Genomic DNA, 22,116 nt, shown 5'->3' on the forward strand with positions numbered 1-22,116 from the left:
CGTATAGTCCCCCGGTCGTTCGCGGCGAGCATAGGGGGCTTGTGCGGGGGTTTCAAACGCCGCTACCGTTGCGGGCATGGGGACAAATTCGATTTTGTGGATGCTGGCGGGTTATCTGCTCGGCAGCATACCGTTCGGGCTGTTGCTGACGCGAATGGTTGGGGTCGACATCCGCCAGGTCGGATCGGGCAATATCGGCACGACCAATGTGCTGCGAACGGGGAACAAGGGACTGGCGGCGGCGACGCTGCTGCTCGATGCGGGCAAGGGGGCGGCGGCGGTGCTGCTGGCGCGGTATTTCGGCGGACTCGAGGCGGGTATGCTGGCCGGGGTGGCGGCGTTCCTGGGGCATTGCTATCCGGTCTGGCTGAAATTTCGCGGGGGCAAGGGGGTGGCGACGCTGCTTGGGGTGACGCTGGCTGCGGTGCCTTTGGCGGGCTTGATTGCGCTGGTGGCCTGGTTGGTTGGGGCGCTGGTGACGCGTTATTCTTCGGTTGGCGGGATCTTGGCGGCAGTGGCGGCGCCGTTGGCGGCCTGGGGGTTGGGGGCGCCGCATTCGGCGATTGCGCTGGCGGTGATGTCGGTAGTGCTGGTGTGGAAACATCGGGAGAATATCGGGCGGTTGCGCAGCGGGACGGAGAGCCGGATCGGCAGTAAGTGAGCATGCCCACCGACGCGGTGGCGCGGCTGCGGCTGATACGGACGGATTCGATTGGGCCGATTACCTATCGGCAGTTGATGGCGCGGTTCGGCGACGCGGAGACGGCGCTGCGGGCGCTGCCGGACCTGGCGCGGCGCGGCGGGCGGGGGCTGGTGGTGGCAAGCGCCGATGCGGCGGAGGCTGAACTCGCGGCGCTCGATGCGATCGGGGCGGTGATGATCTTTATCGGGACACCGGCGTATCCGGCTTTGCTGGCTGGGCGTGAGTCGGCGCCGCCGGTGCTTTCGGCGCGGGGGGATGTGAGCTTGATGGAGCGGCCTGCCGTGGCGATCGTCGGGGCGCGGAACGCCAGTGCGGCCGGGGTGCGGTTTGCGCGGGCGCTGGCGAATGATCTGGCGGCGGAGGACCTTGTTGTCGTGTCCGGGCTGGCGCGCGGCATCGATGCGGCGGCGCATGTGGGCGCAATGGCGGGCGGGACGATTGCGGTCGTCGCCAGCGGGGTGGACGTGGTCTATCCGCCGGAAAATGCGGCGTTGATGGCGGAGATTGCCGAGAAGGGCTTGCTCCTGGCCGAGCAGATGCCGGGGACGGAGCCGCAGGCGCGGCATTTCCCGCGGCGGAACCGGATTATTGCCGGACTGGCGGCGGGGACAGTTGTTGTGGAGGGGGCGCCGAAATCGGGGTTGCTGATTACGGCGCGGGTGGCGGCGGAGGCCGGGCGCGAGGTGATGGCGGTGCCGGGGTCGCCGCTCGATCCGCGGGCGCAGGGGTGCAATTTGTTGATTCGCGAGGGGGCGACTTTGGTGCAGTCGGCGGCGGATGTGGTCGAGGCGCTGTCGGCGTTCGGGCAGGGGATCGGCGGGGGGTCGCAATTGGGGTTGCGGTATAAGGCGGCCGAATCGGCGGTCTGGTACGATGCGGCGGTGGCCGATGCCGGGGATGCCGAGCGGGCGGTGGTGGCGGCGCTGCTGTCGCCGACACCGGTGGCGATCGATGAGGTGGTGCGGCTTTCGGGATTGGCCGCGGCTGTGGTGGCGACGGTGTTGCTGGATCTGGAACTGGGGGGCGGATTGGTGCGGCATGCCGGGGGGCGGGTGGCGGTGGGTTGATGGTGACATCCACTGCTATGTGCTAGGCTGTGCAGATGGTCAGTTTATCTCTTCGAAGCGAGGACCGCTCGGATCGGCATTTTGCCGAGCTTTCGATCGTGGCGCTGACGCGCGCTGTTGAAATTGAAGCAGGGCTGTTGCCTGTCGGTGCGTCGGGCGTTGTCGTCGGCATCTATGCAGATGGCAAAGGCTATGAAGTCGAGTTCCAGAAGCCGTTTCACGCGGTCGTGACCCTGGACGTGGCCGACCTTAGCGCGTGAGATTGTTGCCAGGGGCTGTGGTGCCGGACGCCAAGGTCCGCGACTATTTGTTAAATCCCGATAATCTGCAGAATGGCGGCAAGGCTGGCCTGTTTGCCTCGTTCGGTTTTGCTGCGGCGGAGTGGTCGGTGCTGGCGGCGGCGCTGAGCCGGCACGTGATCGACAATGAAGTTGTGGCGGAGACGATCTCGGCACACGGAACCAAATATGTGGTGCGGTGCAACCTGATGTCGCCGGACGGGCGCAATCCGTGCATGACTTCGGTGTGGATAGTCGACGTCGGTGGCTCGATTTACCGGCTGGTGACGGCGTTCTAAAGTGTTGCGCGCTGCTCAAAGCGACGGCGAAATATCCTCGGCACTTGCGCACCACCCTATATAGAGCGTAGGGGCCGCGCCGCTGCTGCCCCGGCTTTTGAGACAGGACCCGCATGGACCTCGTGATCGTGGAATCGCCTGCCAAGGCCAAGACGATCAACAAATATTTGGGGTCGAACTATGAAGTTCTGGCGAGTTTCGGGCATATCCGCGACTTGCCGCCCAAGGATGGCTCGGTTGATCCGGACAATGATTTTGCCATGTTGTGGGAGGTTTCGGGCGACCGGGCCAAGCAGCTGAAGGCGATCTCCGACGCCGCCAAGCGCGCCGACCATGTCATTCTGGCGACCGATCCCGATCGTGAGGGCGAGGCGATCTCGTGGCATCTGCTCGAGTGGCTGAAGGCGAAGAAAGCGGTGCCCAAGGGCGGCGCGCAGCGGGTGACGTTCAACGAAATTACCAAGACGACGATTTTGGCGGCGATGGCGCGGCCACGCGAGATCGATCTCGATCTTGTGGATGCGTATCGGGCGCGGCGGGCGCTGGATTATCTTGTCGGGTTCAATCTCTCGCCAGTGCTGTGGCGGAAACTGCCGGGAGCCAAGAGCGCCGGCCGGGTGCAATCGGTGGCGCTGCGGCTGATTGTCGAGCGCGAGCGCGATATCGAGGCGCATGATGCGCGGGAGTATTGGACGGTCGAAGCGGCGATGGCGGCTGGGGACCATGGCTTTCCGGCGCGGTTGAGTTTCTGGCGGGGCAAGAAGATCGATCGCTTCGATCTCGCCAATGAACAGGACGCGATGCGGGCGCGGCGCGATGTCGAGATGGGGCTGTTCAACGTCCACGCCGTCGAGACCAAGCCGGCAACGCGCAACCCTTATCCGCCGTTCACGACATCGACGTTGCAGCAGGAAGCGGCGCGCAAGCTGGGCTTTACCGCCAGCCATACGATGCGTGTCGCGCAGGGCCTGTATGAGGAAGGGCGCATTACGTACATGCGGACCGACGGCGTGCAGATCGGCAGCGAAGCCATTGCCGCGGTGCGCGACGTGATCGCCAAGGATTATGGGTCGGGGCCGGACGTTTTGCCCGACAAGCCGCGATTCTATGCGACCAAGGCAAAGAACGCCCAGGAAGCGCATGAGGCGATCCGGCCGACCGAACTGACGGCGCGGCCGCAGAAGACGCCTGTGGGCGATGCCGACCGGCTGTATGCACTGGTCTGGAAGCGGACGGTCGCCAGCCAGATGGCGAGCGCGCGGATGGAGCGGACAAGCATCGATCTGCTCGACAAGACGATGCAGACCGGGCTGCGCGCGACGGGGCAGGTGATCCTGTCGCCGGGGTTTTTGGCGGTTTATACCGAGACGAGCGAGGATATCGCGTCGGACAGCGACGACGACGAGGGCCGGCGGCTGCCGCGGTTGAAGGGCGGCGACAGCGTTGCCGTCAAGGGTGTCGAAGCCAAGCAGCATTTCACCGAGCCGCCACCGCGGTTTTCGGAAGCGTCGCTGGTCAAGCGGCTGGAAGAACTGGGGATCGGCCGGCCGTCGACCTATGCGGCGATTTTGCAGACGCTGCGCGACCGGGCTTATGTGCGGGTCGAGAAGAACCGGTTCTGGGCGGAGGAAAAAGGGCGGCTGGTGACGGCGTTCCTCGAGCGGTTTTTCGAGAAATACGTCGAATATGATTTTACGGCGGATCTCGAGACGCGGCTGGATAATGTTTCGGCGGGCGAGCTCGATTATCTGAAGGTGCTGCGCGATTTCTGGGACGATTTTTCGCCCAAGACCAAGGAGATTCTGGAGCTGAAGCCGTCGGACGTGACGGTGGCGCTTGATGAGTTTCTCGGGCCGACGCTGTTTCCGGAGAAGGCCGATGGCAGCGATCCGCGGCTGTGCCCGACGTGCGGGACGGGGCGCTTGTCGCTGAAAACCGGCAAGTTCGGGGCGTTCGTGGCGTGCTCGAATTATCCCGAGTGCCGGTATACGCGGCAGTTTGCCGGCGAGAATGGCGGGCAGGAAAGCACTGGGCCGATCGTGCTGGGTGACGATCCGGAGACCGGCGAGCCGATCTCGCTGCGGTCGGGGCGGTTCGGGGCGTATGTCCAGCGCGGTGATGGCGAGAAGCCGCCGCGGGCGTCGATTCCCAAGGATGCGCCGGTGACGGGGCCTGACGATCTGGAGCTGGCGCTGCGGTTGCTGGCGCTGCCGCGGACGGTGGGGGCGCATCCGGAGACGGGTGAGCCGATCACCGCGAGCATCGGGCGCTATGGGCCGTACCTGGCGCATTCGGGGAAATATGCGCGGCTGACGTCGACGGCGGAGGTGTTCGAGACGGGTATGAACGCAGCAGTGGTCAAGCTGGCCGAGGCGGCGGCGGCGGGGCCGCGGGCGCGGGGCACGATGGCGCCGCTGCGCGAGCTTGGGCCGCATCCGGTTTCGGGCGCGGTGATGAAGCTGATGGCGGGACGGTTCGGGCAGTATATCACCGATGGCACGACCAATGCGACGGTGCCGAAGTCCGAGGATGGCATGACGATCAGCATCGAGGATGCGGGGGCGCTGATCGATGCGCGGGCGGCGATGCCGTCGAAGGGCAAGAAGCCGGTGAAGAAGGCGGCTGTGAAGAAGGCGCCGGCTGCGAAGAAGGTTGCGGCGGCGAAACCGGCGGCGGCGAAGGCGGTAGCAAAGAAGGCTCCGGCGAAGAAAGCAGCGGTGAAGAAGGTTGCGGTGAAGGAGTAACGGTCTTCGGCGTGAAGGGGCCGGCGACCCCTTCACCCTGTTGTTGCGACGGCCAAACTGAGTAGCAGAAGCGTACTGGCCCAGTGGCTTAGTCTTGCAAGGCCTCGACTACTTCGGTGCGCAGCTTCCAGCGCCATTGTGCATATTCTACTGTATCCGGGTCTACGTGGTTGTCGCCATCGGCCCCGGTTGCGAGTGCGAAAGTCCATGTCGGCACGCCACTGGATTTTGGGGGATTCCATTCCAGTTCCTCCGCCAGCTTGCGACCGAGAGCGCCGTACTGGCTGTTCGCGGACACATAGCTGTCGTATCCGCCTGCGGTCGCAAGTTCGGTTGCTGTCATGATGTTGTCGACTGCAAGCAGGTGCGCGTGGAGCATATCGGCCTGACTGTTCGTAATGCTGATTGCCGCCAGCGCTGCTCGAACCTCGCGGTCGGATAGCCTTCGGCGCCGCGGGCTGCGCGCTGTTCAGTGTGGATCGCATCGAGCGCCGCTTTGGTCGCGAGAATCGCGGTTTCCTCGGTCGCGCCGGAGAGGACGACGCCCATCGCGATATTGCCTCGGAAGGCGCGCGTGTTCCATCCGCCGGAAGCCTTCATGCTGCGGATGACGTAGCGGCCGTAGATTGTCTCGTTTGCCATGATGCCGTGCCGATCGTCATTCCCAGGTGGACGAGAGAATTCGTGCTGGGACTGCGACCGGGAGTCAATGCCAAGTTGGCGTCGGCTTGCCGCCGGGATCGAAGCGTTGCAGCTTGGGGATATCGACAATCTGGTGTGGAAACGGCTGTGGGAGGCCAAGGCGCGGTGCGGCGGCCAAAGCTTCTGGATATCGGCCCTGTGAGCGAAGTGACGCGGCGGTGTCATGCGCGGGAGTGTCCGCGCTGAGGCCTGCGCAGGTTGATGGTTCCGAGAGACCGTGTTCGTGTTGGCGGGGGGACACCCCCACCCGGGCCGCGAAGACGCGTCTCTCGCCTCCCCCCTTGAGGGGGAGGACAAGTGTGGCGCGGCTGTTCTTTGTGCAGGCTGTATCGGCTGGCCGTGAGGACTAAGGTGGTCCGGCGACCGTGGCGAACGGCGGCGCCCTGGGAGATGTCATGCGCGAATTCGATTATATCATCGTCGGGGCGGGCAGCGCCGGGTGCGTGCTTGCCAACCGGTTGACGGCGGATGGCAAAGCGACGGTGCTGCTGCTGGAGGCGGGGGGGCGGGATACCAACCCGATGATCCATATTCCAATCGGTTATGCGACGACGCTGAAAGACGCCAAGGTCAACTGGATGTACGAAACCGAGGTCGATCCGACTTCGGGCGGGCGGGCGCATGTCTGGCCGCGCGGCAAAGTGCTGGGCGGATCATCGTCGATCAATGGCCTGTTGTATGTTCGCGGCCAGCAGGAGGATTTCAACCAATGGGCGCAGCTGGGGTGTACCGGCTGGGGCCATGCCGATGTGCTGCCGTATTTCCGCCGCGCCGAAGGCAATGAACGTTTGGGCGCCGATGACCTGCATGGCGGCGATGGGCCGCTGAACGTCTCCGATCCGCGCGATACGCATATCATTTCCGACGCGGTGATCGAGGCCGGGGTGGAGGCTGGGCTGCCGTTCAACAACGACGTCAACGGCGCTTCGCAAGACGGCATAAGCTATTTCCAGATGACAGTCAAAAACGGCCGGCGCTGGTCGTTGGCAATGGCGTATCTGCGGCCGGCGTTGAAGCGCAGCAACCTGACGCTGGAGATCAATGCCCAGGCCGAGACGGTGGTGATGGAGGGTAAGCGCGCGACGGGCGTGCGGTATTTCCAGAACGGCCGGAGCATAGAGGCCAAGGCGCGCCGCGAGGTCATCCTGTCGGGTGGGGCGGTCAATTCGCCGCAACTGCTCGAGCTTTCGGGGATCGGCGATCCGGACGTGCTGGCGGCGGCGGGCATCCCGGTCGTTCATGCGTTGAAGGGTGTGGGCACCAATTTGCAGGATCATTACATGGTCAGCACGCAGTTCCGGTTGAAGAACTGCGTCTCGGTCAACGAGTTGAGCCGCGGCTGGCGGCTGGTGCGCGAGGTGCTTCGTTATGCGACGCAGCGCCGGGGGCTGCTGACGCTGTCAGCGGCGCATATCCAGGCCTATGTGCGGACACGGCCGGGACTGTCGGGGCCGGATGTGCAATATCACATCCTGCCGGGCACTATGGATATCGACGCCTATACGCTGAAGGGCGAGATGTCGCTCGAGAAACTGCCGGGGTTGACCATCGCGCCGTGCCAGCTGCGCCCCGAAAGCCGCGGCACGATCCATGTTCGCAGCGCGGCGCCGCTCGACCGGCCGTCGATCCGGCCGAACTATCTTTCTGATCCAGTTGACCAGGCGACGATCGTTGCCGGGCTGCGTTGGGCCCGCTTGCTGGCGTCGCAGCCGGCGTTACGGCCATGGATGGCGGAGGAGCGCCAGCCAGGGATTGGGTGCGAAAGCGACGAGGAATTGCTGACCTATGCCCAGACGTCGGGATCGACGCTGTATCATCCCGTCGGCACCGCGCAGATGGGCCGCGCTGATGATCCGATGACTGTCGTCGATCCGCAGTTGCGGGTGCATGGCATTGCCGGGCTGCGGGTGGTCGATGCGTCGGTGATGCCGCGGCTGGTGAGCGGCAATACCAATGCGGCGACGGTGATGATCGCCGAAAAGGCGGCGGAGATGATCCTGGCGGCGGCTTAAGGAATAGCCTCCGGCGGCTGGGGCCTTGGCCCCGGCCCCCTCTGCCGGGCCGCGAAGGCGCGGCTCTCGACCTTTCCCGCAAGGGGAGAGGTGGTGTTGCCGGGCGCGGTGGCGCAGGGTTCGATTTTTGGGGGAGATTGCCGGTGACTTTTTCGATTCATGCTGCTTCGGCGCCGGTGTTCATCAATGCGCTGACCAACATGCGGGCCTGGCTCGACAAGGCTGCGGCGGCGAAGCCGGAGGGGGTGTTGACCGAGGCGCGGCTGGCGCCGGACATGCTGCCGTTGACGGCGCAGTTCCAGATGGCTTCGGATAGCGCCAAGAATGCGATGGCGCGGTTGGCAGGGATCGAAGCGCCGGCGATGCCGGATACCGAGACGAGCTTTGCCGAACTGCGTGACCGGTGTGACCGGACGATTGCGTTCGTGCGGAGTGTCGATGCGGCGGCTTTGACGGGGGCGGCGGAGCGTGAGGTAGTTTTGAAGTTTCCCAATGGTACCGGGTATCGGTTCGATGGCGCGGCTTATCTGACCGAGTTTGCGTTGCCGAACTTCTTTTTTCATGCCGTTACGGCTTATGCGATTTTGCGGGCGGCTGGGGTGGATCTGGGGAAGCCGGATTTCCTGCAGCATCTGGGGCGGCCTGAGGCGATTGCGGGTTAGGGAGCGGGCGGGCTTTTGCGGCGAAGGGAGACACCCCCACCTTGGCCGCGAAGGCGCGTCTCTCGCCTCCCCCTTGAGGGGGAGGACAAGTTCAGGGTTTGCGTTCGGGTAGGCGGACGAGGATGAGGGCGGCGATTACGAGGCTGGCGCCGATGATCTCGGCGGTGCCGGGGATTTCGTTGAAGCGGAATGCGCCGATGGTGGCAGCGACTGCCGGTTGCACCAGCAGGGCGAGGCCGACGACGAGGGGCTTGAGATGCCCGATGGCGAAGACGACGAGGCCCTGGCCGATGACCTGGCTGCCAAGGGCCAGCAGGACGAGGGGGGTCCAGTCCGTTGGCCAGAAGGCGTCGCCGCCGAGGATGATGGCGGCGGGGAGCAGCGCGATGGCGCCAAAGCCGGTGGCGAGGGCCAGGACCGGGAACACCGGGACGGTGCCGCGCAGGCGATCCACGACGAGCAGGTAGGCGGTGTAGAGGACGGCGGCGGCGAGGCAAAACAGGTCGCCGGCGAGGTTGCGCGCGCTGAGATCGGCGCTGCGGCCGACGAGAAGCATGGTGCCGGCGAGGGCGAAAAGGATGGCGACAAGGGCTTTTTTGCCGGGTTTCTGGCCGAGCACGACGAAGCCCCAGAGCGGTAGCAGGAAGCTGGCGGCGTTGGAGAGCAGGCTGGCGTTGGCCAGCGTCGTGCGGACGATGCCGTAGTGCCAGAGGGCGAGATCGGCGGCGAAGAAGACGCCGGCGAGGGCGGCGAGCCAGAGGATGCGGGGGCTGAGGGTGCCCTTGGGCATGGCGGGGCCGACGAAGCGGGCGAGGAGGGCGAGGGGGATGATGGCCAGGCTCATGCGCCAGAACGCCGAGGATATGGGGGCGACATCGGCGAGGCGGACGAGCCAGGGGCCGAAGGCGAGGGCGACGCTGCCGAGGATCATCGCGGGGAAGGCGAGGCGGTTTGGGGCTGTGGGCATGATGGGGGGTTAGGCGGGTTGGGGTGATTGGGGAAGGTTTTAGCAGGGAGGAGCGGGATTACCCTCACCCGCCGCGCCTGAGGGGCGCGAGTCGCCTCTCCCTAAGAGGGAGAGGGGAAGTGCGCTATTCCTGGCGCATGGCGGCGGCGGCGGCGAAGGGGGCGAGGGCGAGGGTGACGAGGCTGGCGGCGGCGAGTAGCTTGAGCGCGCCGGGGGCGGCGGCGCCGACGCCGAAGATGAGGATGGGGAGGGCGAGGGGAAGGATGATGAGGCCGGCGAGGGCGCCGCCACCGCGCAGGCCCGCGGTGAGTGCGGCGGCAACGACGGCGAGGGCAGCGAGGGCGGGGGTGCCGAGCAGGAGGGCGAGGGCGAGGCGCCAGCCGGTGGCGGCGTCCATGCCGGTGAGGACGGCGGCGATGGGAAGGGCGGCGAGCAGGGGCAGGGCGAAGCCGAGCCAATGGGCGAGGATGCGGGCGGCGGCGACGAGCTCCATGGGGATGTCGCGGGCGGCGAGCTGGTCGAGGGTGCCGTCCTCGAGATCGGGAGCGATGAGGGTTTCGACCGGCAGCAGCGCGGCGAGGAGGGCGGCGACCCAGATTATGCCGGGGGCAATGCGGGCGAGGAGGCGGGCGTCGGGGCCGACGGCGAAGGGGAAGAGCGCGGCGACGAGGATGAAGAATAGCACGGGCATCCATAGCGCCGGCGAGCGGGCGATGAGGGCGAGGTCGCGGCGAACGAGGGTGAGAAACATCAGCCGAGCCTGAGGCGCTGGGGATCGGCGAGGCCGATGTCGCCATGGACGGCGGCGACGATCATGCCGCCGGCGGCGCGGTGGGTGGCCATGGCGGCGGCGAGGCGTGCGGTGGAGGCGGTGTCGAGGCCGGCAGTGGGTTCGTCGAGGAGCCAGAGCGGCGCGCTGCTGGCGATGACGCGGGCGAGGCCGGCGCGGCGGCGTTGGCCCGAGGACAGGTGCTTGCAGGGAATGTCGGCGAGGGCGGCGACGTTCATTGCGGCCATGGCGGTGGGGAGGGCGGCAGTGGTGCCGTCTAGGCGGGCCCAGTGGGTGAGTTCGGCGAGGAGGGTCATGCGGGGTTTGAGGGCGGTTTCGTGGCCGAGGAAGCCGCGGGGATTGCCCCCGTGGATGGTGCCCGAGGTGGGGCGGAGGAGGCCGGCGAGCAGGCGGAGGAGGCTCGATTTGCCGCTGCCATTGGGGCCTTCGAGGTGGAGGGCTTCGCCTCGATTGACGGTGAAAGACAGGTTTTCGAACAGCAGGCGGTTGCCGCGCTGGCAGGCGAGATTGGTGACGATCAGGGGTTCGGGGGACACGCGGGCACGCTAGCGGGCGGCGGCGGTGTGGCAAGGGGACAAAACAGCTGGGTCCCGGGTCGAGCCCGGGATGACATTGGTTTTGGAGAGGCGGTCTGCGGTTTCGGAAGTTGTGGAAAGTCACTATGGGGGGCGCATGAGTGATCTTGATCCGCAAACTGTGACCCGTCCGGCCATGCCGGCATTGCTCAAGCTGGCGATCGATTTCGGGCCGTTGCTGGTGTTTTTTGCGGCCAACAAATTCGGTGGTGTGTTCACTGCAACCGCGGCGTTCATGGTGGCGGTGCTGGTGGCGATGAGCGTTTCCTGGTGGAAGGTGCGTCACATTCCGGTGATGCTGCTGTTTACCGGCGCGGTCGTCCTGGTGTTCGGCGGGCTGACATTGTGGCTGCGGGACGAGACCTTCATCAAGCTCAAGCCGTCGCTGATCTATGCGATGTTTGCCGGGATATTGTTGCTGGGGCTGGCGCGGGGGCGGTCCTATCTCAAGCTGGTGCTGGGCGAGGCGCTGCCGCCGATGAGCGATGCCGGCTGGACGAAATTGACGCGGAACTGGGCGTTGTTCTTCCTGGTGTTGCTGGCGGCGAACGAGGTGGCGCGGCAGATTCTGACGACTGACCAATGGGTGAATTTCAAGGTCTGGGGCGTGACGGGGGCGACGTTCGTGTTCGCGATGCTGCAGGCACCGTTGCTGCAGCGCTATGGGGTCAAGCCTGAGGCCGAAGGCTGACACTGGACGCCTCGGTCTGACCCTGATCGAGCATGTTGTGGCGCTTGAGGGCATGGCGGAGCTGGTCATAGCTGAGCGCCAGCGCGGCGGCGGTGCGGCGTTGATTGTGGCGACAGCGTTCGAGCGCGCCGAGCAGGATTTCGCGTTCATGGGCGAGCACAGCGGCGCGGAAGTCGCTGCAGTCGGGTAGCGGAGCGGGGGCTGAGCGCGCGATTTCGGTAGTGGCGGGCGCGGCGCTGATGGCGCGTTGGCCGCCGGGTAGCGGGACCGGGCGCCATGGCGATTCGAACGGGTCGAGGATGATGCGGCCGATGGGGCTGTCGGGATCGCCCCAGCGATAGAGCGAGCGTTCGACGACGTTTTTCAACTCGCGGACATTGCCGGGCCAAGCGTAGTGATCGAGCGTGGTTTGCGCGGCGGCGGTGAAGCCGGGGAAGCGCGACCAGCCGAGCTCGGCGGCCATGCGGCGGGCGAAGTGCGAGGATAAAGCCTCGATGTCCTCGGCGCGTTCGCGAAGTGGCGGCAGGGTGACGACCTCGAAAGACAGGCGATCGAGGAGATCGGCGCGGAAACGCCCGCGTTCGACGAGGGTGGGGAGATCCTCGTTGGTGGCGCCGACGAGGCGGACGTCGACATGGATGGCGCGGTTCGAGCCGATGCGGGTGAGCTCGCCATATTCGACGACGCGGAGCAGGCGTTCCTGCGCGGCGGGGGCGAGGGTGGCGATCTCGTCGAGGAAGAGCGTGCCGCCGTCGGCGTCCTCGAACCGGCCGGCGCGGGCCCGCTGGGCGCCGGTGAAGGCGCCGGCTTCATAGCCGAAGAGTTCGGCGTCGATGAGGTTTTCGGGGAGCGCGGCGCAGTTGAGTGAAACCAGCGGCCCGCCCCAGCGCGACGACAGGCGGTGGAGGCGCTCGGCGATCAACTCCTTGCCGGTGCCGCGCTCGCCGATGATCAGTACCGGACGGTTGAGCGGCGCCGCGGCGGAGGCGCGCTCGACGGCATCGAGAAAGATCGAGGATGAGCCGATAAGGGCGGCAGGCTTTTGCATGACCGCATGTTAGTGGGATTTCCCAAATTTCAGCAATAGATCATACGGAATAAATACCAAGCCTCTATTTGATGGCCATGATTCCAGTGACTTACGAAACCCGGGGCACTTGGCACGGGACCTGCAAAGGATCCTGCATGAGCACCGGCGACGCGCCGGTCACGCCAGACAGGAGATGTACGATGAGCAATTTTTTCAACAACAGCGACACCATGCGCAGCCTGGTCGGCATTTTTGCAGCCGTCGTCATGGGCGGGACCTTCATCGTTGCGGCGGCTGGACCGGCGTTTGCGGCCGATACCGGTTCGCAGGTGAAAGTTTCCGCTGAATCGAATATCGTCCGTGGCTAATAACCTTGTGACGATCGCCGGAGGGTCGAGGGCCAGGATACAATCTCTGCCCCACCCCTCGCCCTCCGGCACCCTCGATACGAACCGGCTGATTTCGAACTGGAGCATCAATACCATGGGTATCTTTTCTCGGACCCGCGATATCATCGCTGCCAATGTGACCGACCTTCTCGATCGCGCCGAAGATCCGGCGAAGATGATCCGCATGATCATCATGGAGATGGAGGAAACGCTGGTCGAAGTCCGGGCATCGGCGGCGCGCACGATCGCCGACCAGAAGGAAATGCGCCGCGCCATCATCCGCGCCGAGGCTGCGCAGTCGAGCTGGGCCGAAAAGGCCGAGCTGGCGCTGAGCAAGGGCCGCGAGGACCTGGCCAAGGCGGCGCTGGTCGAGAAGGGCAAGGCGAAGAGTTTTGCCGAGCAGATGTCGGGTGAAGTCGCCGCGCTCGACCAGGGCCTGGCGCTCAACGAGGCCGATATCCACAAGCTGGAAGGCAAGCTTCGCGAGGCACGGACCCGGCAGAACGTCATTCTCAACCGGATCGAAAGCGCGACGCAGCGCTCGCGGATGATCGAGATGACCAAGGGCCCCCGTGTCGACGAGGCGTTTGCGCGCTTCGAGGTGATGGAGCGCCGCGCCGATCTCGCCGAGGGACGTGCGGATGCGCTGTCGCTGGGCGGGCCGACGCGGACCTTGTCCGACGAGTTCGCCGACCTGACCGCCGACGACGAAGTTTCGGCCGAGCTGGCGGCGATGAAGGCGCGTTTGTCGCCTAAATCGGAGGGTTGAGATCATGGAAAACGTCATGGTCCCAATCGCCGTCGTCGGGATGCTGTTCATCGGGCTGCCGTGGATGATCCTGCACTATCTGACCCGGTGGAAGTCGGGCCGGGGCATCAGCCAGCAGGACGAAGCGCTGCTCGACGATCTGCACGAGATGGCGCGGCGGCTCGATAGCCGGCTCGATTCGATCGAACGGATCATCGCTGCCGACGATCCGCAGTGGAAGGACGGGCGCATTCCCGACCTGTCGACGCAAAAACACCAGCTTCGCTGAGCGAAGCAGACACAGGCTGCAAAGCAGAAGGATTGACGACGATGTTGACGATCAATGGCCCGTTCGGGCTCGACAAGACCAATGGCCGCATCATGGGCGTCTGCTCGGGGATCGCCGATTATACCGGGATCGAAGCGATATGGGTGCGGCTGGCTTTTGTGGTCGGCACGCTGCTCGGAGCGGGATCGCTGTTGCTGGTCTATCTCGCAATCGGGCTCATCGCCGACCGCAAACGCGTCCTCTAGCCCGCATCGCAAAAGGGGAGATCTGAGATGAGCGTTCGCCGCACCCGCTTTTACCTCGACAAGCGCAACAAGCGTCTGATGGGGGTTTGTTCGGGCATTGCCGATTATTTCGGCTGGGACGCCACCTGGGTTCGCGTCGGTGCCATCGCGCTGACAGTCTTCGGGGTTGGTTTCCTGCCGATCATCTATGTCGCAATGGGCCTGATCGCAGATCCCAAGCCCGGCATGCTGTATAACGAGAGCGCCGAGGACCAGCGTTTCTGGAAAAATGTGCGGGTGGCGCCGCAGCGCACGGTGCGCGACGTCAACGCCTCGTTCCGCGAGTCGGACCGCCGGTTGCGCGATATCGAAGCCTATGTGACGTCTTCCAACAGCCGCCTCGCGAATCAGATCGAAGAGCTGCGCTGAGGCGCGGGCCAGATCGAAGAGCTGCGCTGATGCGTTAAATCAAGGGGAACGACAATGGACCTCGGTGGACCGACTTTCGTTCTGCTGATCATCGCGATGAGCTTCATCGCCTGGATCATCACCACCGCCATCCGCGCCAGGCATGGCTATCCCGTTTCAAACGAATGGGGCGGCATGGTCGGCAAGGCGGACGACGGGATGAAGCGCCAGAACGAGATACTCGAGAACGAAAACGCGCTGCTGCGCGGCAAGGTTGGCCGGCTCGAGGAGCGGATGGCGGTGCTGGAACGCATCGCGACCGACGCGCCGTCGCGGCTTTCGGCGCAAATCGACAAGCTTTAGGGGGAGATCTTATCATGGACGACAATGTTCGATATTTGATCCCGATATTCGGCACGTTGATCCCCATCGTCGCGATCGTCGGCGCCTTTGCCACCGCGATCTTCAAGCGCTGGGCCAATCTGAAGGAAAAGCAGCTTTCGGTGACAGCGCATGCTTCGGCCGAGCAGGCGGCGCAATATGCCGCCAAGATCGCCACGCTGGAGGAGCGCGTCGCCGTTCTCAATCGCATCGTCACCGATCGCAACGAGGGGCTGACGGCGCAGATCGAAGGTTTGCGCGACGCGCCGGCGGTGCCCGGCACCACCCAGAACTGAAGGAATTACCATGTTGCTCGACGCATCCGACCTGTTTCCGTTCGTCGTGCTGGCGATCGTGCTGGCGGCGATCCTGGGCAGCGTTGCCAAGCGCTGGATGAAGCTGAAGGAAAAGCAGCTCGAACTTGCAGCGACCGTCGCGGGTGAGCAGGCGGCGCAATATGCCACCAAGATCGAACGGCTCGAAAGCCATGTCGCGACGTTGAACCGCATCGTTACCGACCGCAACGAAGGCTTGGCGGTGCAGATCGAGACACTGCGTGACGGGCCGGCAACCAAGCTGAACTGAGGAATTTGTCATGGCCCTGGACCCGAGTTATTTCCCGGCGGTTGCGCCGATCATGGTCAGCGCGGTGCTTATCGGCACGGTTGGCTGGGTGGTTACGACCTGGCTGCGGATCAAGAACGGTTATCCACTCGAGAGCAGTTGGGGCAAGCCACTGCTGCCGGCCGTCAGCAGCGAGGCGATGGAGCGGGTCAAATTGCTGACCCAGGAGAATGCCCGGCTGAGCGCCGAGATCGGCAGCGTCAAGGACCGGCTGCAGGTGCTCGAACGCATCGCCACCGATCCGGCCAAGCGGCTTTCGGCCGAGATCGACGACTTGGGCAAGGCACTGAATTAAGCCGTTTGCCTGCAACCCCTTACCTGCGAGAGACCCGATGAACCCGTTTGAAATGGTCGTCCTGATCATCCTGATCGTAACTATCGGCCGGGTGCTGGGCGGGCGATTTGGCAAGCGGGGCGGACGTGCGCAGGCCCTGTTCGATACCGGCGGCGACGGTGTGAGCGTTGCCGAAGCGGCGCGGTTGAAGGCCGAGGTGACGCGTTTGAACGAGCGCATCCAGGTGCTCGAGCGACTGGCGACCGACCCGGCCAAGCGGCTGTCGGACGAGATCGAATCCTTGAAGAACAAATAACGCTCGGAATTGGGAGGACTGAACATGCCACCGTTGGAATCTCTCATGGTCATCAGCACCGCCGGCCTGATGGGGCTGGGCCTGATCGGCGGCTTTGCGACCTGGGCCTGGGGCGGCTGGTTGCGATTGCGGGCGCGCGAGATCGAGCAGCATGGCGGCTATTCGGGCGTCAGTGATTTGCCGGCGATCGGGCAGCGGATCGATCTTGCCGACCTGAAGGAGCGGATTCGCAAACTGGAGGCGATTGCCTCGGGCGTCGATTTTTGACGGGTTGACCCTGCGGGCGGTGCGCCGCAAACGGGCGCGATGAGCATCGCGACTTTTGACGATGTCGAGGCCGAATTCGAAGCGCTCGACGATTGGGACGACCGGTACCGGTTGTTGATCGACCTGGGGCGCGGATTGCCCGAGATGCCGGCGGCGCTGAAGACCGAGGCGTCGCGGGTGCGCGGATGTGCGAGCCAGGTGTGGCTGCACCCCAGCCTTGCCGGCGGACGCTTGCATTTTGCCGCCGACAGCGACGCGGCGATCGTCAAGGGGCTGGTCGCGCTGGTGCTCATGCTGGCCGATGGGCGGGCGCCGGCGGCGATCGATACCGGCGAAATCCGGACGCGGCTCGAGGGGTTGGGCCTGTCGAAGCATTTGTCGTCGAACCGCACGCAGGGGCTGGCTTCGATGGTGGCGCGGATCGGCGAACTGGCGCGGGTCTCGACATGAGCGATCTGCCGCCCAGCGACTTGCCGAGGCCCGTGCTCGACCTGGCGGCGCGGCAGCGGCGGTTCGTGCAGCGCTTCCTCGACGGGGTGCCGCATCTCAATTTGCTCGGCATTACGTTCGACAGCTATGGTCCGGACTGGGCCCAGTTGCAGATGCCTTACGCACCGCAACAGGTTGCCGACCCGGACTATGGCATCATCGCGTCGGGAGCGATCTTCACCCTGATGGACTCGGCGGCGGGTTTTTCGATCAACCTGGCACTCGGAGAGTTCCTGCCGATTGCGACGATCGACCTGCGGATGGACTATTTACGCGCGCCGGCGCTGCGGGCGACGGTCTCGGGCCGGGCAACATGCTATCGGCTGACCCGGCAGATCGCCTTTGTGCGCGGCATTGCCCATGACGGCGATCCGGCCGACCCAATCGCCAACATGGCCGGGACGTTCATGCTCAACCGCCCCGAAAAGGCCGTCGCATGACCAGCCTTGCCCTTGCCCGGGCGCTGCGCGACGAGCGCCATGGCCGGCTCGACATGCTGCCTTATGCCAAGGCGCTCGACCTGCGTTTCGAACAGGACGACGACGAGGTGCGGGTAGTGATGCCGTTTGCGATCGGACTCGTCGGTGCGCCGGGGCGGCTGCATGGCGGGGCGCTGGCGGGCCTGCTCGAGATTGCCGGACTGGCGGCGGTGATCATCGCGCAGCCCGATGCCGACAGGATGCCGCGGATCCGGCCGATAACGGTGACGGTCGACTTCATGCGCGAGGGAACGCCGGTGGAGACGTTCGCTGCAGGGGAGGTGACGCGGCTGGGGCGGCGCATCGTCAACGTCGCGGCGCGGGCGTGGCAGTATGAGCGGGGACGGCCGATTGCGGCAGCTAATCTGAACTTCCTGCTGGATTGGCCGGAAGCGTAGACCGGGTGGCTACATTTTCAGGGGGGATTGGTAACCGGTGAGTTCGAGGTAGCCGCGGCCGCCGGGGACGGTTACGGCGCCTTCCCAATAGACCGGGCCGCCACCGCCGCGGCTGTCGAGCTCCTGGTTGTCGAATAGCGGCTTTATTCGTAATGTTAGTGGCTTGCCGCGCAGCATTACGGTTACGGTCGGGGCGACAGGGTAGCTGGCGCCGGTGGCTTTCGAGCGCCAGAGGCGACCGGGGGAGAAGCTGACGTCGCTAGGTGCGAGGGTGGTTTGCTGGCCGGTGCGAGTACGATGGGAGCCGCCGGCCCAGACGGCGGCGCCCTTTGCATCGCGGATGCGGAACAGGGTCAGCGCACTGCCGTCGTCCATGTTGAGGCCGAGCCAGTCCCAGCCGACGGCACGCGGGTTGAGATAGTTCGACGACCATTCGCGGTCGAGCCATGCCTGGCCGGTGACGGTGACCGGCGTCCCCGCACGGGTGAGTGTGCCGGCGAGTTTCAGATGGGGAAGGGTGTAGTAATAGCTTGCGTCGGCGGGGGCGGGGCCCTTCCGGCTGTAGCCGCGATCGCCCTGGAGAAGCTCGGGCTGGCTCGGCGTCAGCGTCAGCTCGAAGGCGAATTCGCTGCCGGCGATGCTGGTGCGGATGCGGCCGTCGGGGGTGCGCTTCATGCGCCAGTCGTCGAGGACGATGTCGGTGGTCCTGGCGCTGGTTTCGGCGAGGCCGAAGCCGGCGCGGGCGATGCGCTGGCTGTGTTGCAACTTGCCGAGGGCGGGGTCCGACAGCGCGGCATGGGCGAAGAGGATCTGGCCGGGAGCGAAGGCGCTGGGGTTGGCCGGGTCGGTCGGCGGGCGGGTCCTGAAGAACGTCACCTGGAAGCCGAGATCCTTGCCTTCGGGGGTCTTGAGCCAGCCGGTGACGTACCACCATTCGGTGCGGAAAGTCGGGTGCGCGCCGTGGTCGCGGGGGAAAGCGAAGGGCTTTCCCGGGGTGACGACGGGATAGGTCGGGGCGGCGGCGGGGAGTAGGAGGGCCAGTGCGAGGAGGAGTATGCGCATTACCAGTCCTCGCGAACGGCGCGGATGGCATCGGCCGAAACGGCGCGGCGGCCGGCGAGGGCGGCGGTACCGGCGGCGGCGGCGGTGAGCGCGGCGGCGAGGCCGGCGAACAGTGGCCAGGGAATGCGGGTGTCCATCGTCCAGTGGAAAGACTGCGGGTTGACGACGTGGATGAGAACCTGGCTCATCAGGACCCCGAGCGCGAGGCCGGCGATGACGCCGATGATGCCGAGTAGCGCGCCCTCGGCGGCGAGCATCGTCATGATCTGGCCGCGGCGGACGCCGATGTGGCGGAGCATGCCGAATTCGCGGGTGCGGGCGAGGGTTTGCGCGGAGAAAGTCGCGGCGACGCCGACGAGGCCGATGACGATGGCGATCGCCTCCAGCGCATAGGTGATGGCGAAGCTGCGGTCGAAGATCGACAGCGCCACGGCGCGCATCTGGCGAGGCTCGGCGAACATCGCCTGGGCGCCGATGACCGGGCCGAGGCGTTGGCGCAGCGCGGTGATGAGTTTGGCGGGATCGGTGCCGGGGGCGGTGTCTATCGCGGCTTCGGAGCGGGTGCGGTCTCCTGTGAGCGCGGTGAAATCCCGGTCGGCGAGGGTGATGGCGCCGAATTGCCGGGCATAGTCGCGCCAGACGCCGGCGATGAAAACCGGACGCGATTTGCCACCAAGGGGCAGGTTCATGCGGTCGCCGGGCTTGAGGTTGTAGAGCCAGACCATCGGTTCGGAGATGTAGGCGGCAACCTCGCCGGCGGGGACGGGGATAGTGCGGCCGATGAGGGGGATGCTGGCGGCGGGATCGGGTTGGCCGGTGAGGATGACGGGGGCCCGGTCGGCGGCGAGGCGGAGCGGGATCTGGCGGAGGAAGCGGATTTTCGCGACGCCGGGGGTGGCGGCGAGGCGGGCTTGGGCTGTGGGATCGAGGCCGGCGGTTTCGGCGCCCTCGATGTGGAGATAGACGTCGGACGGCAGGATCTGGACCAGCCAGTCGTCGACCGAGCCGCGAAAGCTGCTGACCATCACCGCCATCGCGACCATGAGGCTGGTGCTGGCGACGATGCCGCAGAGCGCGACGGCAGCTTGTTGGGGCGCGCCCCACAGGCGTTTGAGGGCGAGATCGAGCGGGGCGGGCAGCGAGAGGTTCTGCAACGGCGCGAGCAGGGCGCGGGCGAGGAAGGGCATGGCGGCGACGCCGCCGGCGAGGAGCAGCGCCATCGCTGCGTAGCCGAGCAGGGGCAGTTCCGCGATCGGCGGGCCGAGTGCGGCGAGACCGCCGAGGCCGAGGAGGACGAGGCCGGGCCAGCCGGCGGGGCGATGGCGCGGGTCGGTAGTGTCGCCGGCGTTCTTGAGGGCGATGGCGGGTTTGGCGCGGGCGGCCTCGAGCGCCGGAACGAGGCTGCTGGCGATGGCGACGGCGATGCCGATCATGGCGAAGACGAGTGCGGCGGGGGCCGAGAAATCGAGATGGACCTCGCCGCGACCGAGGAGACCGCCGCCGAGATCGCCGCCGAGCAGCGTGACGGCGAGGTCGGCGAGGCCATAGCCGATGGCGATGCCGAGGCCGGCGCCGATGAGGCCGACGATCGCGCCTTCGAGGACGATCTGGACGGTAAGCGCGCCGGGGCGCAGGCCGAGGACGCGGAGCAGCGCGAATTGCGGCCGGCGGCGGGCGACCGACAGCGATTGCGCCGAATAGACGAGAAAGCCGCCAGTGAGCAGCGCGACCATGGCGAGCATTTCGAGGTTGACGCGATAGGCGCGGGAGAGGCTGTCGCTGCTGGCCTGGGCGTTCTCGGGGGAGACCAAGCGGGCGTCGGCGGGGAGCCGGGCGTTGATGGCGGCCATTGCGGCGGCGCGGTTCATGCCTTGGGCGAGACGGATATCGATGCGCTGGAGCTTGCCGAGTTGGGCGAAGCGCCACTGGGCGTCGGCGATATCGATGACGGCGATGGCCTGGTCGTTGCCGGTGTTGGCGAGGATACCGGCGATGGTGAAGCTGCGGCTGGTGTTGGCGGCTGTGAGGGTGATGCGGTCGCCGAGGTTCTTTTTTGCAGCGGTGAGCGCGGCGCGCGAAAGGAAGATTGCGTCCGGGTCGAAGGGGCTGCTGCGATCGGGGGGCAGGCCGATGAGGCTGGGGGTCACGGCGGCGGCGCGGAGGACATCGAGGCCGAGCAGGGTCATGGGGGCGGGGTTGGCTGTGCCGGTTGTGCTCGCACTGGCGAAGGCGACGATCTCGACGACGGGGCTGGCGGCGGCGACGCCCGGCGTGCGGGCGATGCGGGGGTAGAGGGACTCGGCGAAGCCTGCCGGGGTGGCGGCGCGGATCTGCAGGTCGGCGGCGCCGTTGACGGTGCGGACGGCGCGATCGAAGCTGGCGAGCGCGGTCTGGTTGACGAGGTGGACGGCGAAACCGAGGGCGACGCCGACGGCGATGGCGAGGGCGCCGATGACGAGGCGGGCGGGATGGGCGCGCCACTCGCCGATGACCATCCAGCGGGCGGCGGTGGTGGGTGGGGGCTGCCAAGCTGCGGTCATCGGGGCGTGAGGCCGGTCGGGCCGAGGACGAGGACGCGGTCGGCGATGGCGGCGGCGCAGTCGCTGTGGGTGACGAGGACAAGGCCGGCGCTGGAGGCGCGGACTTGCGTGGTGAGCAGCGAAAGGATGCGCTCGGCGGTTTCGGGGTCGAGGTTGCCGGTGGGCTCGTCGGCGAGGATCAGCGCCGGGTCGTGGATGAGGGCGCGGGCTATGGCGATGCGCTGGAGCTCGCCGCCGGAGAGTTGTGCGGGATAGTCGCCGCCGCGGCCGGGGAGGCCGACATTGGCGAGCATGGTTATGGCGCGGGCGAGCGAGGCGGCAGTGTCGGCGCGGGCGAGGACGAGCGGGAGGGCGATGTTCTGCGCGAGGGTGAGGTGCGGCAGAATGTGGAAGGCCTGGAAGACGAAGCCGACATGGTCGCGGCGGATGATGGTGCGGGCGTCGTCCTGCCTGTCGTCGAGGGCCTGCCCGGCGATCGAGATGGTGCCGGCGTCGGCGCTGTCGAGGCCGGCGACGAGATTGAGCAGGGTGGATTTGCCGATGCCTGATTCGCCCATGATGGCGACGATCTCGCCCGGGGCGACGGTCAGGTCGAGGTTGTGGAAGAGGCGCCGGCCGCCGGGGACGGACTTGGCGAGCTGATGGACGGTGAGGGCTGGGGGGGATGTCACTGGGGGTAACTTAGGGGGGAATGGGGTGGGGGGATAT

At 66.2% G+C, this 22,116-nt stretch carries 32 protein-coding genes; 23 read left to right on the top strand and 9 right to left on the bottom strand.

The window, feature by feature from the left end:
• Positions 1–76: 76 nt before the first annotated feature.
• The 5 genes from plsY (at position 77) to topA (ending at position 5,091) form a co-directional block, all read left to right on the top strand.
• Complete coding sequence (plsY, locus tag IEW98_RS08605) at positions 77–661, top strand: glycerol-3-phosphate 1-O-acyltransferase PlsY (protein WP_188762535.1); 585 nt, start codon at positions 77–79, stop codon at positions 659–661.
• 2 nt (positions 662–663) lie between these two features.
• A complete protein-coding gene (gene dprA / locus IEW98_RS08610) occupies positions 664–1,770 on the top strand; it encodes a DNA-processing protein DprA (RefSeq protein WP_188762698.1) in 1,107 nt (368 codons plus the stop codon).
• A 35-nt stretch (positions 1,771–1,805) separates the two neighbouring features.
• Complete coding sequence (locus IEW98_RS08615; protein ID WP_188762536.1) at positions 1,806–2,030, top strand: DUF4926 domain-containing protein; 225 nt, start codon at positions 1,806–1,808, stop codon at positions 2,028–2,030.
• Positions 2,027–2,347 (top strand): DUF6883 domain-containing protein, encoded by a 321-nt coding sequence (locus tag IEW98_RS08620; protein WP_188762537.1) that lies wholly within the window; start codon positions 2,027–2,029, stop codon positions 2,345–2,347. Before IEW98_RS08615 ends, IEW98_RS08620 begins: the two co-directional genes overlap by 4 nt.
• A 113-nt stretch (positions 2,348–2,460) precedes the next feature.
• Entirely contained in the window at positions 2,461–5,091 is a 2,631-nt protein-coding gene (topA, locus tag IEW98_RS08625; RefSeq protein WP_188762538.1) for a type I DNA topoisomerase, read from the top strand.
• 88 nt (positions 5,092–5,179) lie between these two features.
• Here the strand turns inward: topA and IEW98_RS08630 are convergent, their stop codons facing one another.
• Complete coding sequence (locus IEW98_RS08630) at positions 5,180–5,434, bottom strand: hypothetical protein (protein WP_188762539.1); 255 nt, start codon at positions 5,432–5,434, stop codon at positions 5,180–5,182.
• Positions 5,431–5,733: a hypothetical protein gene (locus IEW98_RS08635; RefSeq protein WP_188762540.1), complete on the bottom strand. Its 303-nt coding sequence runs from the start codon at positions 5,731–5,733 to the stop codon at positions 5,431–5,433. The genes IEW98_RS08630 and IEW98_RS08635 overlap by 4 nt, the downstream gene beginning before the upstream one ends.
• 67 nt (positions 5,734–5,800) lie before the next feature.
• Here IEW98_RS08635 and IEW98_RS16750 point away from each other — a divergent pair, with 67 nt between their 5' ends.
• The 3 genes from IEW98_RS16750 to IEW98_RS08645 all read left to right on the top strand — a co-directional run bounded on the left by IEW98_RS16750 (position 5,801) and on the right by IEW98_RS08645 (position 8,467).
• On the top strand, positions 5,801–5,935 hold the full coding sequence (locus tag IEW98_RS16750) for a hypothetical protein (RefSeq protein ID WP_279380360.1): 135 nt from the start codon (positions 5,801–5,803) through the stop codon (positions 5,933–5,935).
• A gap of 253 nt (positions 5,936–6,188) precedes the next feature.
• A complete protein-coding gene (locus tag IEW98_RS08640) occupies positions 6,189–7,805 on the top strand; it encodes a GMC family oxidoreductase (protein WP_207792537.1) in 1,617 nt (538 codons plus the stop codon).
• A 143-nt stretch (positions 7,806–7,948) separates the two neighbouring features.
• The gene (locus IEW98_RS08645) at positions 7,949–8,467 is read left to right on the top strand and encodes a DUF1993 domain-containing protein (RefSeq protein WP_188762541.1); all 519 of its coding nucleotides are present in this window, start codon (positions 7,949–7,951) and stop codon (positions 8,465–8,467) included.
• A gap of 91 nt (positions 8,468–8,558) precedes the next feature.
• On the opposite strand, the gene IEW98_RS08650 is transcribed toward IEW98_RS08645, so the two are convergent.
• The 3 genes from IEW98_RS08650 to ccmA form a co-directional block, all read right to left on the bottom strand.
• On the bottom strand, positions 8,559–9,434 hold the full coding sequence (locus tag IEW98_RS08650) for a DMT family transporter (protein WP_188762542.1): 876 nt from the start codon (positions 9,432–9,434) through the stop codon (positions 8,559–8,561).
• Between the two features lie 124 nt (positions 9,435–9,558).
• On the bottom strand, positions 9,559–10,185 hold the full coding sequence (ccmB, locus tag IEW98_RS08655) for a heme exporter protein CcmB (protein ID WP_188762543.1): 627 nt from the start codon (positions 10,183–10,185) through the stop codon (positions 9,559–9,561).
• Positions 10,185–10,760: a heme ABC exporter ATP-binding protein CcmA gene (gene ccmA, locus IEW98_RS08660; protein WP_188762544.1), complete on the bottom strand. Its 576-nt coding sequence runs from the start codon at positions 10,758–10,760 to the stop codon at positions 10,185–10,187. The genes ccmB and ccmA overlap by 1 nt, the downstream gene beginning before the upstream one ends.
• A gap of 136 nt (positions 10,761–10,896) precedes the next feature.
• On the opposite strand from ccmA, the gene IEW98_RS08665 reads away from it, so the two are divergent.
• Positions 10,897–11,490 carry a septation protein A gene (locus IEW98_RS08665; RefSeq protein WP_188762545.1) on the top strand — a complete coding sequence of 198 codons (594 nt, stop codon included), beginning with the start codon at positions 10,897–10,899 and terminating at the stop codon, positions 11,488–11,490.
• Here IEW98_RS08665 and pspF read toward each other — a convergent pair.
• Positions 11,468–12,538: a phage shock protein operon transcriptional activator gene (pspF, locus tag IEW98_RS08670; protein ID WP_188762546.1), complete on the bottom strand. Its 1,071-nt coding sequence runs from the start codon at positions 12,536–12,538 to the stop codon at positions 11,468–11,470. The two genes, IEW98_RS08665 and pspF, sit on opposite strands and share 23 nt — an antisense overlap.
• Positions 12,539–12,720: 182 nt before the next feature.
• On the opposite strand from pspF, the gene IEW98_RS08675 reads away from it, so the two are divergent.
• From IEW98_RS08675 to IEW98_RS08740, 14 genes are all read left to right on the top strand, one after another.
• Positions 12,721–12,888, top strand: a complete 168-nt coding sequence (locus IEW98_RS08675; protein WP_188762547.1) for a hypothetical protein — start codon at positions 12,721–12,723, stop codon at positions 12,886–12,888.
• Between the two features lie 115 nt (positions 12,889–13,003).
• A complete protein-coding gene (gene pspA, locus IEW98_RS08680) occupies positions 13,004–13,678 on the top strand; it encodes a phage shock protein PspA (RefSeq protein ID WP_188762548.1) in 675 nt (224 codons plus the stop codon).
• 4 nt (positions 13,679–13,682) lie between these two features.
• Positions 13,683–13,946 carry an envelope stress response membrane protein PspB gene (pspB, locus tag IEW98_RS08685; RefSeq protein ID WP_188762549.1) on the top strand — a complete coding sequence of 88 codons (264 nt, stop codon included), beginning with the start codon at positions 13,683–13,685 and terminating at the stop codon, positions 13,944–13,946.
• 41 nt (positions 13,947–13,987) lie between these two features.
• Positions 13,988–14,191 (top strand): PspC domain-containing protein, encoded by a 204-nt coding sequence (locus IEW98_RS08690; RefSeq protein WP_188762550.1) that lies wholly within the window; start codon positions 13,988–13,990, stop codon positions 14,189–14,191.
• 27 nt (positions 14,192–14,218) lie between these two features.
• Positions 14,219–14,599: an envelope stress response membrane protein PspC gene (pspC, locus tag IEW98_RS08695; protein ID WP_188762551.1), complete on the top strand. Its 381-nt coding sequence runs from the start codon at positions 14,219–14,221 to the stop codon at positions 14,597–14,599.
• Between the two features lie 54 nt (positions 14,600–14,653).
• Positions 14,654–14,941, top strand: a complete 288-nt coding sequence (locus IEW98_RS08700; RefSeq protein ID WP_188762552.1) for a hypothetical protein — start codon at positions 14,654–14,656, stop codon at positions 14,939–14,941.
• A gap of 14 nt (positions 14,942–14,955) precedes the next feature.
• Complete coding sequence (locus IEW98_RS08705) at positions 14,956–15,255, top strand: hypothetical protein (RefSeq protein WP_188762553.1); 300 nt, start codon at positions 14,956–14,958, stop codon at positions 15,253–15,255.
• 10 nt (positions 15,256–15,265) lie between these two features.
• Positions 15,266–15,544 carry a hypothetical protein gene (locus tag IEW98_RS08710; protein WP_243450646.1) on the top strand — a complete coding sequence of 93 codons (279 nt, stop codon included), beginning with the start codon at positions 15,266–15,268 and terminating at the stop codon, positions 15,542–15,544.
• Positions 15,545–15,554: 10 nt separating this feature from the next.
• Complete coding sequence (locus tag IEW98_RS08715; RefSeq protein WP_188762554.1) at positions 15,555–15,878, top strand: hypothetical protein; 324 nt, start codon at positions 15,555–15,557, stop codon at positions 15,876–15,878.
• Between the two features lie 37 nt (positions 15,879–15,915).
• Positions 15,916–16,173 carry a hypothetical protein gene (locus IEW98_RS08720; protein WP_188762555.1) on the top strand — a complete coding sequence of 86 codons (258 nt, stop codon included), beginning with the start codon at positions 15,916–15,918 and terminating at the stop codon, positions 16,171–16,173.
• A 24-nt stretch (positions 16,174–16,197) separates the two neighbouring features.
• Positions 16,198–16,440 (top strand): hypothetical protein, encoded by a 243-nt coding sequence (locus tag IEW98_RS08725; RefSeq protein ID WP_188762556.1) that lies wholly within the window; start codon positions 16,198–16,200, stop codon positions 16,438–16,440.
• A gap of 39 nt (positions 16,441–16,479) precedes the next feature.
• Positions 16,480–16,890 carry a SufE family protein gene (locus tag IEW98_RS08730; RefSeq protein ID WP_188762557.1) on the top strand — a complete coding sequence of 137 codons (411 nt, stop codon included), beginning with the start codon at positions 16,480–16,482 and terminating at the stop codon, positions 16,888–16,890.
• Positions 16,887–17,369 carry a PaaI family thioesterase gene (locus IEW98_RS08735; RefSeq protein ID WP_188762558.1) on the top strand — a complete coding sequence of 161 codons (483 nt, stop codon included), beginning with the start codon at positions 16,887–16,889 and terminating at the stop codon, positions 17,367–17,369. Before IEW98_RS08730 ends, IEW98_RS08735 begins: the two co-directional genes overlap by 4 nt.
• Positions 17,366–17,806: a PaaI family thioesterase gene (locus IEW98_RS08740; protein WP_243450647.1), complete on the top strand. Its 441-nt coding sequence runs from the start codon at positions 17,366–17,368 to the stop codon at positions 17,804–17,806. Before IEW98_RS08735 ends, IEW98_RS08740 begins: the two co-directional genes overlap by 4 nt.
• Before the next feature lie 9 nt (positions 17,807–17,815).
• Here the strand turns inward: IEW98_RS08740 and IEW98_RS08745 are convergent, their stop codons facing one another.
• Genes IEW98_RS08745 through IEW98_RS08755 form a run of 3 tightly spaced genes read right to left on the bottom strand, consistent with a single transcriptional unit; the run spans position 17,816 to position 22,079 of the window.
• Complete coding sequence (locus IEW98_RS08745) at positions 17,816–18,868, bottom strand: lipocalin-like domain-containing protein (protein ID WP_188762559.1); 1,053 nt, start codon at positions 18,866–18,868, stop codon at positions 17,816–17,818.
• On the bottom strand, positions 18,868–21,408 hold the full coding sequence (locus tag IEW98_RS08750) for an FtsX-like permease family protein (protein WP_188762560.1): 2,541 nt from the start codon (positions 21,406–21,408) through the stop codon (positions 18,868–18,870). The genes IEW98_RS08745 and IEW98_RS08750 overlap by 1 nt, the downstream gene beginning before the upstream one ends.
• Complete coding sequence (locus IEW98_RS08755) at positions 21,405–22,079, bottom strand: ABC transporter ATP-binding protein (protein ID WP_188762561.1); 675 nt, start codon at positions 22,077–22,079, stop codon at positions 21,405–21,407. The genes IEW98_RS08750 and IEW98_RS08755 overlap by 4 nt, the downstream gene beginning before the upstream one ends.
• Positions 22,080–22,116: the final 37 nt, after the last annotated feature.

The sequence above is a fragment of the Sandarakinorhabdus glacialis genome, assembly GCF_014643455.1.
Classification (GTDB): domain Bacteria; phylum Pseudomonadota; class Alphaproteobacteria; order Sphingomonadales; family Sphingomonadaceae; genus Sandarakinorhabdus; species Sandarakinorhabdus glacialis.

Bases quoted from the DNA above. Each gene is read 5' to 3' on its own strand.
- IEW98_RS08735 (WP_188762558.1), top strand. From the start codon at position 16,887: ATGAGCGATCTGCCGCCCAGCGACTTGCCGAGGCCCGTGCTCGACCTG.
- IEW98_RS16750 (WP_279380360.1), top strand. From the start codon at position 5,801: ATGCCAAGTTGGCGTCGGCTTGCCGCCGGGATCGAAGCGTTGCAGCTT.
- IEW98_RS08690 (WP_188762550.1), top strand. From the start codon at position 13,988: ATGTTGACGATCAATGGCCCGTTCGGGCTCGACAAGACCAATGGCCGC.
- IEW98_RS08615 (WP_188762536.1), top strand. From the start codon at position 1,806: ATGGTCAGTTTATCTCTTCGAAGCGAGGACCGCTCGGATCGGCATTTT.
- IEW98_RS08740 (WP_243450647.1), top strand. From the start codon at position 17,366: ATGACCAGCCTTGCCCTTGCCCGGGCGCTGCGCGACGAGCGCCATGGC.
- ccmB (WP_188762543.1), bottom strand. From the start codon at position 10,185: ATGTTTCTCACCCTCGTTCGCCGCGACCTCGCCCTCATCGCCCGCTCG.
- IEW98_RS08745 (WP_188762559.1), bottom strand. From the start codon at position 18,868: ATGCGCATACTCCTCCTCGCACTGGCCCTCCTACTCCCCGCCGCCGCC.
- pspB (WP_188762549.1), top strand. From the start codon at position 13,683: ATGGAAAACGTCATGGTCCCAATCGCCGTCGTCGGGATGCTGTTCATC.
- dprA (WP_188762698.1), top strand. From the start codon at position 664: ATGCCCACCGACGCGGTGGCGCGGCTGCGGCTGATACGGACGGATTCG.
- IEW98_RS08715 (WP_188762554.1), top strand. From the start codon at position 15,555: ATGGCCCTGGACCCGAGTTATTTCCCGGCGGTTGCGCCGATCATGGTC.
- IEW98_RS08750 (WP_188762560.1), bottom strand. From the start codon at position 21,408: ATGACCGCAGCTTGGCAGCCCCCACCCACCACCGCCGCCCGCTGGATG.
- IEW98_RS08675 (WP_188762547.1), top strand. From the start codon at position 12,721: ATGAGCAATTTTTTCAACAACAGCGACACCATGCGCAGCCTGGTCGGC.
- plsY (WP_188762535.1), top strand. From the start codon at position 77: ATGGGGACAAATTCGATTTTGTGGATGCTGGCGGGTTATCTGCTCGGC.
- IEW98_RS08705 (WP_188762553.1), top strand. From the start codon at position 14,956: ATGGACGACAATGTTCGATATTTGATCCCGATATTCGGCACGTTGATC.
- topA (WP_188762538.1), top strand. From the start codon at position 2,461: ATGGACCTCGTGATCGTGGAATCGCCTGCCAAGGCCAAGACGATCAAC.
- IEW98_RS08720 (WP_188762555.1), top strand. From the start codon at position 15,916: ATGAACCCGTTTGAAATGGTCGTCCTGATCATCCTGATCGTAACTATC.
- IEW98_RS08650 (WP_188762542.1), bottom strand. From the start codon at position 9,434: ATGCCCACAGCCCCAAACCGCCTCGCCTTCCCCGCGATGATCCTCGGC.
- IEW98_RS08700 (WP_188762552.1), top strand. From the start codon at position 14,654: ATGGACCTCGGTGGACCGACTTTCGTTCTGCTGATCATCGCGATGAGC.
- pspF (WP_188762546.1), bottom strand. From the start codon at position 12,538: ATGCAAAAGCCTGCCGCCCTTATCGGCTCATCCTCGATCTTTCTCGAT.
- IEW98_RS08630 (WP_188762539.1), bottom strand. From the start codon at position 5,434: ATGACAGCAACCGAACTTGCGACCGCAGGCGGATACGACAGCTATGTG.
- IEW98_RS08710 (WP_243450646.1), top strand. From the start codon at position 15,266: ATGTTGCTCGACGCATCCGACCTGTTTCCGTTCGTCGTGCTGGCGATC.
- IEW98_RS08730 (WP_188762557.1), top strand. From the start codon at position 16,480: ATGAGCATCGCGACTTTTGACGATGTCGAGGCCGAATTCGAAGCGCTC.
- IEW98_RS08665 (WP_188762545.1), top strand. From the start codon at position 10,897: ATGAGTGATCTTGATCCGCAAACTGTGACCCGTCCGGCCATGCCGGCA.
- pspC (WP_188762551.1), top strand. From the start codon at position 14,219: ATGAGCGTTCGCCGCACCCGCTTTTACCTCGACAAGCGCAACAAGCGT.
- IEW98_RS08725 (WP_188762556.1), top strand. From the start codon at position 16,198: ATGCCACCGTTGGAATCTCTCATGGTCATCAGCACCGCCGGCCTGATG.
- IEW98_RS08635 (WP_188762540.1), bottom strand. From the start codon at position 5,733: ATGGCAAACGAGACAATCTACGGCCGCTACGTCATCCGCAGCATGAAG.
- IEW98_RS08640 (WP_207792537.1), top strand. From the start codon at position 6,189: ATGCGCGAATTCGATTATATCATCGTCGGGGCGGGCAGCGCCGGGTGC.
- pspA (WP_188762548.1), top strand. From the start codon at position 13,004: ATGGGTATCTTTTCTCGGACCCGCGATATCATCGCTGCCAATGTGACC.